The 7,654-nt window shown below is 68.1% G+C and carries 9 protein-coding genes; 5 read left to right on the top strand and 4 right to left on the bottom strand.

Annotation, left to right across the window (positions count from 1 at the left end; all coding sequences use genetic code 11):
* Positions 1-168: 168 nt before the first annotated feature.
* The 4 genes from ACT3T5_RS19335 (at position 169) to ACT3T5_RS19320 (ending at position 2,615) form a co-directional block, all read left to right on the top strand.
* On the top strand, positions 169-987 hold the full coding sequence (locus ACT3T5_RS19335) for an endonuclease domain-containing protein (protein ID WP_444595305.1): 819 nt from the start codon (positions 169-171) through the stop codon (positions 985-987).
* Between the two features lie 66 nt (positions 988-1,053).
* Positions 1,054-1,299 carry a helix-turn-helix transcriptional regulator gene (locus ACT3T5_RS19330; RefSeq protein WP_444595304.1) on the top strand — a complete coding sequence of 82 codons (246 nt, stop codon included), beginning with the start codon at positions 1,054-1,056 and terminating at the stop codon, positions 1,297-1,299.
* Positions 1,300-1,452: 153 nt separating this feature from the next.
* Complete coding sequence (locus ACT3T5_RS19325) at positions 1,453-1,707, top strand: glutaredoxin family protein (protein ID WP_444595303.1); 255 nt, start codon at positions 1,453-1,455, stop codon at positions 1,705-1,707.
* Between the two features lie 95 nt (positions 1,708-1,802).
* Positions 1,803-2,615, top strand: coding sequence for a helix-turn-helix transcriptional regulator (locus ACT3T5_RS19320; RefSeq protein WP_444595302.1), 813 nt, complete (start codon positions 1,803-1,805; stop codon positions 2,613-2,615).
* Here ACT3T5_RS19320 and ACT3T5_RS19315 read toward each other — a convergent pair.
* From ACT3T5_RS19315 to ACT3T5_RS19300, 4 genes are read right to left on the bottom strand one after another with little or no spacing between them, the layout of a single operon-like run.
* Positions 2,606-2,875, bottom strand: a complete 270-nt coding sequence (locus tag ACT3T5_RS19315; RefSeq protein WP_444595301.1) for a hypothetical protein — start codon at positions 2,873-2,875, stop codon at positions 2,606-2,608. The genes ACT3T5_RS19320 and ACT3T5_RS19315 overlap by 10 nt on opposite strands.
* A complete protein-coding gene (locus tag ACT3T5_RS19310; protein WP_444595300.1) occupies positions 2,875-3,558 on the bottom strand; it encodes an HNH endonuclease family protein in 684 nt (227 codons plus the stop codon). The genes ACT3T5_RS19315 and ACT3T5_RS19310 overlap by 1 nt, the downstream gene beginning before the upstream one ends.
* 44 nt (positions 3,559-3,602) lie before the next feature.
* On the bottom strand, positions 3,603-4,202 hold the full coding sequence (locus ACT3T5_RS19305) for a 3'-5' exonuclease (protein WP_444595299.1): 600 nt from the start codon (positions 4,200-4,202) through the stop codon (positions 3,603-3,605).
* Between the two features lie 51 nt (positions 4,203-4,253).
* Positions 4,254-6,086, bottom strand: a complete 1,833-nt coding sequence (locus ACT3T5_RS19300) for an FtsK/SpoIIIE domain-containing protein (protein ID WP_444595298.1) — start codon at positions 6,084-6,086, stop codon at positions 4,254-4,256.
* Between the two features lie 894 nt (positions 6,087-6,980).
* Here ACT3T5_RS19300 and ACT3T5_RS19295 point away from each other — a divergent pair.
* On the top strand, positions 6,981-7,654 hold a 674-nt coding region (locus tag ACT3T5_RS19295), incomplete at its 3' end, for a TnsA-like heteromeric transposase endonuclease subunit (protein ID WP_444595297.1).

Here is a 7,654-nt window from a genome sequence, read left to right as displayed (position 1 = left end):
CCCCCACCCCCCCCCCCCCCCCCGAATGTTCTGAACCGAGAGGGAATCCAGATGGACGAGCGGCAGCACGCCCCTCGCGGCCAGCGCGACGCTCCCGCCGAGCGAAGCGGACCCACCGGCCCCCTCGGTGCCCACAGCCTCGACATCGCCGCTGGGCCGCTCTGAGCCATGCGCTACCCCCACGAGTTCGCATCCGGTCTCGCCTGGGTGCGCGAGCACCGGAGCCTGTCGACCCCTGACCTGGCCGAGCGCTACGCGCTGCCGATCACGACCACGGCAGACCTCCTCGAGCGTGGTGACGCTCGCTCGCACGCCCGACGGGGCGACATCCCGATCACCTGCCTCGAGGATCTCCCCGCTCATCGGCTCCCTGTCCTGCTGCCGGCTGCCGGCTACGGGCTCGGCCGCTATCCGGAGCTCCTCGACCCCGACCTGACCCAGGAGGAGCAGATCGCGCGTCTCTCGCTGATGCCTTGCGGGATCCGCCGCCACGCCAGCCCCCCGAGCAGGACCCGCGATCACGCCAAGGAGGGCGAGGACGGCCTCTACCACCTGCGCAGCGATGGGCGCGCCGGCAGCTGCGATCGGGACAGCACCCACCATGCCCCGGTGCGGCTGTGGCGGGAGAGGCTGAGCGTGCGGCCGGCGGTCGTGCCCGAGAACCTGCGCTGCGAGCCATCGGACCGACGATGGGGCACGGATTCCGTGGTCCACACTCACCGGACCCCGCGCATGGTGCGCATCGTCGACGAGCTGCGGACCGTGCAGGGACTCTCCTGCGGGGCCTGCCACAAGCAGCTCTCCACGGTCGTCGATCACGATCACGCGACGGGCATGGTGCGCGGGCTGCTGTGCACGCCGTGCAACGTGGCCGTCGACTCCTGCCCGCACCTGGCGGGCTGCCCGCTCGCGGAGTACCTCAACGCTCCGCCGGCCCCCGCCGGGATCCGCTACCCGCGGCACCGCTCGAGCCCTTCGGCCCCGTAGGCGCCACCTATCCACAGTCCGCGGCCTCGGGTTGCCGCGGCCTCCAGGAACGGCTTCGCTGGGCAGATGAGCTCCTCTCCCTCACCACACCCCGTCCTCGGTCGCCGGTTCGTCCCGCTGAGCGAGGTTGCGGAGATGTTCTCGATCTCCTCCTCGCAGGCCTACGCCCTGGTGCGCTCGGGAGACCTGCGGGCGATCCAGATCGGAGGCCGGCGCCAGTGGCGCGTCGAGCTCAGCGAGATCGAGGCGTACATCGAACGCGCCCACGTCGCAGCCCGCAACCATGTTGACAGTGAGGGCACTAGCACGTAAGGTCGCTGGTGGACGACGACCACACCAGAAAGGAGCCCCCAGGGCCGGCGGCGAGTCGACCACCGCCCGATCTCGTACCCGTGGGAGTGTCACAACAGCACCCCTCAGACGCGGTAACAGGGTGACCACCTCTCCCAAGGAAGGGCAGCACCCATGGACTACGCCATCACCATCTACGGCAAGCCGGACTGCACGCGTTGCACAGCCCTCGTGCGGCGCTGCCGCCGCAAAGGTGTCCGGTACCGCTACCGCGACGTCACTCAGGACCCCGAAGCCCGCGCCGAGGTCGAGGCGCTCGGCTACACATCCCTTCCCGTGGGGGTGATCGGTGACGATCACTTCTGCGGCGTCCACTACGACAAGATCGACGCCCTCGCCGCCCAGGCCTCGCTATCGAAGGCGTCTTGACCTGTACCCTTGAGAGGCCCATCCTCCGCGGTTTCGTTCTGACAGATGATTCCTCCTGGAGGGTGGGCTTTCTCGTGCCTCACGAGGAGAACCCCTTGGACCAGCCCCAGCCCCTAGCCACGATCGCTGAGCGTGTCGGCGTCACCGTGCGCACGCTGCGCAAGCACACCGAGCGCGACGGATTCCCCACGCCCGTGGTGCGCTGCGGCAAGTGCGGCAGTGGCCTCCTCTACGACCTGGACGCCGTGCAGCGATGGGAAGAGGACGGCACCGAGCAGCTCGCGCCGGGCACCGACGCGACGCGCACCGTGCAGCCGCTCTCGGTGCTCGCCGACGATCTCGGCATCACCGCGTTGACCCTCTGGAAGCACTCGAAGCATGCCGACTTCCCGAGCCCGGTCACGCGCTGCGGCATGTGCGCGAACGCCTACGTGTACGACGCCGCGGCCGTCCAACGGTACGAGGAGGGCGCACCGGTCGATCCCTCCGACCGGCTCGTCTCCCTCCAGGAGGCCGCCGACGAGCTCGAGCTCAGCTATGGGTCGATGAGGACCTACCTCGGGCGTCACGCGGACTTCCCCAAGCCGATCAAGTACACCGGGCCGCGACCTCTGTTCAGTCTCCAGCAGATCCGCTCCTGGCAGGACAAGCGCCAGCGGATGCGCTCGACCGTGGCTGAGGCTGCCGCGGGAGACACCCTCGAGGTCGAGGGACTGCTGACCCGGGCCGGCGTCGCCACCGAGCTCGGCGTCAAGCTCGACACCGTCACGCGCTACCAGCGACGCGACACCGACTTCTCGAAGGACTTCCCCGAGTCGGTGCGGAAGATCGGCCGGTCCCGCCTCTGGGATCCCCTGCAGGTGCGTGCGTGGCGAGACAGCCGACCCAGCGCGCAGCGTCAGGCCTGAGCACGGCGCGTCATAGCGACACGCCCCGCACACACCGCCAGCAGCAGCACCCCGGCCCCCACCAGCAGCCGAGGAAGGTCGAAGCCGACCCCGGTCGTGGGGATCGACACCACCGCTTCGGCCGAAGGCACCACGACCTGCCAGCTGAGCAGCTTGGCGATCGCGCCGGCGGCGAGCTCGGGCAGAAGCACCGGCAACACAACCACTGCGGCCACCATCCCGCCGAACACGAGGATCACGAACTCCCAGTCCTTGTCCATCACAAGCTCCCTTCGCACTCGTCGAGCTCGTCCTCGAGGGCGGACTTCTCCGCCGCGGAGACGCTGAGCTCGAACTCGGCCTTCACGTCGATCCACTGGACGACGTAGCCACAGCGACCGGCATCCGGCATCCACTCCTCCGGGCCTCGATCGCCCTTGGAGCGGTTAGCGGAGGCGTCGACCGCCAGGAGGTTGCCCGAGGTGTTAGCGAACTCCTCACGGCGCTCCTCGGGCCAGCTAGAGGCTCCCTGCTGCCACGCACGCGAGAGCGGCACGACATGGTCGATGTCCACGGTGTTCTCGCCCTTGACGAAGTCGATCGTGGTGCCCGTGTAGGGATCCTCGATCGTCGCCTCGAGGACCACGCAGCCGTGGGTTCCCGGCTTGGTCGTGACCTCGGCGGCGCCGGCGCGCAGAGCGTCGTTCCGCTGGTCGCATCCGTTGCGGTCGATGTCTGCCCAGCGCTGCCCGTACTGATCTCGGTCGTAGCCATCCCCGCTGCCGAGCTCGGCGATCGTGAGCGCCTCCAGCTCGCTCGAGGCGCCGAAGAGAGCGTCTGCGTCCACGTCCTCGTCCAGATCTGTCGAGCTCTGCGAACTGCCGCTCGACTGGGCGGGGCCCGAGAGGAGATCTTCCAGCCCGGAGGTCCCCACATAGGCACCGGCCCCGAGGACGAGGACCACGGCCGCAAGCCCTCCAAACCCCCCAAGGACTCCCCCACCCCGGCTCATCGCTGGGCCTCCGTCAGGCTCTCCCACCAGCGCACGGTCCAGAGGGCATCCCCCATGGCGGTGTGGGCGTCCTCGGCTGCCGGAGGATCGACGTGCACACGGCGTGAGAGGTCGTAGGAGGACGTCGGGATCGTCACCGGCTCCCCGCGCGCGAAGAGGCGCGCGTAGGTCCACGTGACCAGGTTGATGGTGTGGTGGTGCCAGCGCGGTCTCAGCCCGTGCTGGCGGAGCAGCCACTCCAGGGCCCGGGCGTCGAAGTCGGGGTTGGATCCGACCAAGACGCTGCCGGCGGTGAAGACCTCGACCGCCTGTGCGGCGTCACGGCTCGAGTGCAGCGCCACGTCAGCCGGCGCGGCGGTTCCGGTCCAGTGGGGGTGCCTCTCGTAGAAGCGGTTCACACGTAGGGAGTCGGGCGAAGCATCCGACAGATCAGGGTCACGCAGCATGATGTGGAACCGGTCTTCGAGCTGCTCGGGGGCGTGTTTTATGAGCGCGATCTCCCAGGGGCTCGGGGTTGGCTCCAGCATGGTCGTCTCCGTGTCGACGAAGACGAGGGGCCGGCCGAGATCGAGGATGGGGTGGCGAGGGAGGTTCATGGTGTCTCCGGGGTTCGGTCGAGGGGATGTCGTGCGGCGGGCGGTGTCAGGTCAGTCGCTCTCCTCGGTCATCCGTCGCACCTCCAGCATGTCGTCAACGGTCAGCGCCAGCTCGCCGGCGTCGTCATCGTCGGAGCGCCAGGCGATCGAGATCATGCCCTCCTCGTCAGGGTCAGCGACGGCCTCCTCAACCACGACCCAGTCGCCGTCGACGTCGATCAGATCCCCCGGTCGCAGCCGGTCGGCGCAGACGGTCTGCACGAGGCCGTAGTCGTCGGCCTCCTCATCCTCGTCATCGCGCACGAGCTGGAGATGGCGGTCCTCCCGTGGCTCCGGGACCGGGGCGGAGGTCTCGCCGACTGCCGCTTCGCGAGCGCTGCTCAGGTCGTCCAGGAGCTCGTCGAGTGTGAGGTGCTGGTCAGCGTCCGGGCTCGGCACACGACGTGCCTGAGTGACGGCGGCCCACGGGGTGTACAGCGTCGGCTTGTCGTTGTCGTCGAGCCAGGTCGGGGAATCCTCATCCTCGATCTCGTAGGTGAACCGCTTGTGGGTGGTCGAGGTCGGGTACAGGCCCGCGAGGATCTCGATGTCTCCGGCCTTGCGGGACCGGGCGACCTTGCGGGGGTCCGGCGTCCAGTACGCCTGTGCCTCCGCCGGCTGCCCGTCGGGACCGGTAGCGGTGCCGCGGCCGGGGATCTTCCGGGGGACGCTCGTGCCGATGTAGGCGGCCTCCCACATCATCTGTGCGCCCTGCGGGGAGAGGCGGCCCAGCGAGTGGCGGTCTCCGAGGTTGTCGCGGACCTCGCCGGAGAGCAGCTCCGCGTCCGGGCGCTGCATCCCGAATCGCAGGTGGATGCGGGCCTTGCGGGCGAGGCGTGCGAGCGAGCCGACGGCGTTGAAGATGGGGCACTTGCTGGGGGCGCCCTTGTGCTTGTTCTCAGACCACCAGGCGTTCACCGCGCTGCGGAACTCGGTGAACTCGTCGGCCAGCACGAGCAGGGGCTCGAAGTCGTCCTCGTCAGCGCCGGCCGTCTCGATCAGGCGGTAGCGATGTTCCATGAGCTCGAAGGCATCCCAGATCATCGCGATCTGGTCCTCGACGGTTGTGGCGACGACCTGGATGTTGGGCCACTTCCGGATCCCGAGGAACTCCACGCGCTTCGGGTCTGCGACCCAGACCGCCCAGTCTCGGCCGGTGAACTCCATACAGGTCCCGAGCAGCACCACGGTCTTGCCAGTTCCCGTGCGTCCGGTGGTCAGGCCGTGCGGGTCCGTGGAGCGCAGGTCCCAAGACACGGTGTCACCGTCCTCGGTGACGGCGCTGGGAATGAGATATCGGTTTTCGTCGGTGACGTTGATCTTGGGGTGAGGAACAGCTGCGGGGAATTCGGTACGGAGCCGGAAGGTTGCAGTCGAATCCTCGATATCCCAGGAGCAACGCCAGCGCCCGGGAAGGGTTCCCGTCACGACACGTTCTACGCTTTGGCGCTTCATACGGCTGACGAGCTTGATGGCGATCTCGTTGGGGAATTCCACCTGGATGCTGCTCAGAGAGTCATCTTCCCCCCAAGAATAGGTGGCGCTCGATTCCTTGCCGAGCAGCTCACGGATCACCACATCGGCCTTGCGCGCCAACACGGCGCGCGGCGAGTCGTCCGAAATCTCCTCGGCACTAATCTCGGGAACCAGGTAGACGCGTTTGCGGGAGCTCTGGTGCTTCTCGACCTTGTAGTCGATGCCCACGCGGGCCTCCACGGTCGCCGTGAGCTGTTGCATCCACTTCGGGTCCCAGTCCCGGGAGCCGGCGCCATAGCGGATCTCGATCCTCCCCGGGCGGGGGTGGATGTACTCGCGCTTGGCCCATCGCGAGCAGCGGACGTCCACCCCGGGACCCGTGAGTGGGATGAGGCCCTCGACGAGATCGCTCCGGAGTTGCCTCCGCTTGGCACCGCGCCATTGAGCAAACCCCACGACGGCGAGGGGCGGGGCAACACACGCGGCGGCGCCGGCCAAGGGGACGTCGTTCATCATCAGGGCACCGCCGGCGAGGAGTGTCGCGCCGGCCCCGAGAGCTCCCAGAGGCAGGGGGGAGCTCGAGCTGCCGGCTCGTCTCCGATCGATCGCCGGTGCTTGCGTCATGAGAGGTCCTCCAGGTCTGGAACGAGGGTCATCCTCTTACCGCGACTGGTGGGGGTCACTGTGACCGCCCCGGCGAAGTTCCGTGTCAGCTCACCGGCCAGCGCCACGGCGCACTCGTCTTCTCGGAGAGTCGGAGGCTCGCACGTTCGTGATCTCGTCACCTCGTCCCGCCGGAGCTTCGGCCCCTCGTGGGCTCGGTCCCTCGGAGGTTCCCAGGCTCGTGGCTTCGGGTCCTCGGAGGTTCGTAGGTTCGGCACCTCGTTTGGTCGCGCATGCTAGGCTCAGCGATACATGGTTCTCGTAGAGGTTCTGAATCGCTGGACTAGCATCGCTCCCGCACTCCATAGACTCTCGCCCTTGTAGGTTTCCGTTTGACCTGTCGCTGTTCCACTTATTTGGCACTCGCGTGTCGCGGGTTCCACTTACGTGTCGCCGGGTGCAGGCTGGAGCCATGGCGCAGTCCACTTTGCTGGACACTGAACTTCGCTACGTCGCCGCCGACAGTAGCGAAGTCGCTACAACGGTCCGTGATGCGGCCATGACAACGCTGAGTACCGCCCGCCCGGTGCGGCGCGTGGGCTCCTACGCCGGTCAGCGGCACTACTCCGGGCTGTTCTGGTCGGCGACACGGGCGGACACGTGCCGTACGAGAGTCGCCTGGAACTGGATCGACTGTGGCTGGCCGACTTCGACCCGTCGGTGACCTGGATCGCGGCGCAGCCGATGTGGCTGCGGAGCCGCGATGGGACAGCCATCCGACGGCATGCCCCAGATCTCCTGCTCACGCGGGCCGACCGGAGCCTTGAGGTCGTCGATGTCAAGCCCGGCGATCCTGCCCAGCGCCCGAAGGCTGCAAACGTCTTCGACTGGACCGCGCCCGTGTGCGAGACACGGAGGTGGCGCTATCAGGTGTGGTCGGGCGTCGATCCGGTCCGCTTGGCGAACGTCCGGACACTTGCGATCGGTCGCCGCCCGGGACACGTGGACCTGGATGAGCTTGCCCGTCTGCGGTCAGTGGGCAAGGTCGGGATGACACGGGAGCACGGCTCTGGGGCAAGGCCCCCGGCCGACGCGGATGACGGCGGCTACGGGCATAGTGTCGAGCTGCCCGATGACCTGCGTGGCGTCGAGTCCGTCCAGGTTGTGGTCTGTCAGGAATTCAGTGTCGACGGCTTGACTGCCGATGGAGATGGATTCGGGTTCGGGCGACGTTGTGGCGCATCCAGTGAGAACGAGGGCCGCGGCAAGCGTTGCGGTGGCAGTGACGATCAGATTTCGGCGCCGCGGCATGGTGGGGTGATTCATGGCGTGAT

The organism is Brachybacterium sp. AOP3-A1-3 (assembly GCF_052378285.1).
Lineage (GTDB): Bacteria > Actinomycetota > Actinomycetes > Actinomycetales > Dermabacteraceae > Brachybacterium.
The sequence above is the reverse complement of the archived record's forward strand: the minus strand, read 5'-3'. Positions and strand labels throughout refer to the sequence as shown.

Bases quoted from the DNA above. Each gene is read 5' to 3' on its own strand.
- ACT3T5_RS19335 (WP_444595305.1), top strand. From the start codon at position 169: ATGCGCTACCCCCACGAGTTCGCATCCGGTCTCGCCTGGGTGCGCGAG.
- ACT3T5_RS19330 (WP_444595304.1), top strand. From the start codon at position 1,054: ATGAGCTCCTCTCCCTCACCACACCCCGTCCTCGGTCGCCGGTTCGTC.
- ACT3T5_RS19325 (WP_444595303.1), top strand. From the start codon at position 1,453: ATGGACTACGCCATCACCATCTACGGCAAGCCGGACTGCACGCGTTGC.
- ACT3T5_RS19315 (WP_444595301.1), bottom strand. From the start codon at position 2,875: ATGGACAAGGACTGGGAGTTCGTGATCCTCGTGTTCGGCGGGATGGTG.
- ACT3T5_RS19305 (WP_444595299.1), bottom strand. From the start codon at position 4,202: ATGAACCTCCCTCGCCACCCCATCCTCGATCTCGGCCGGCCCCTCGTC.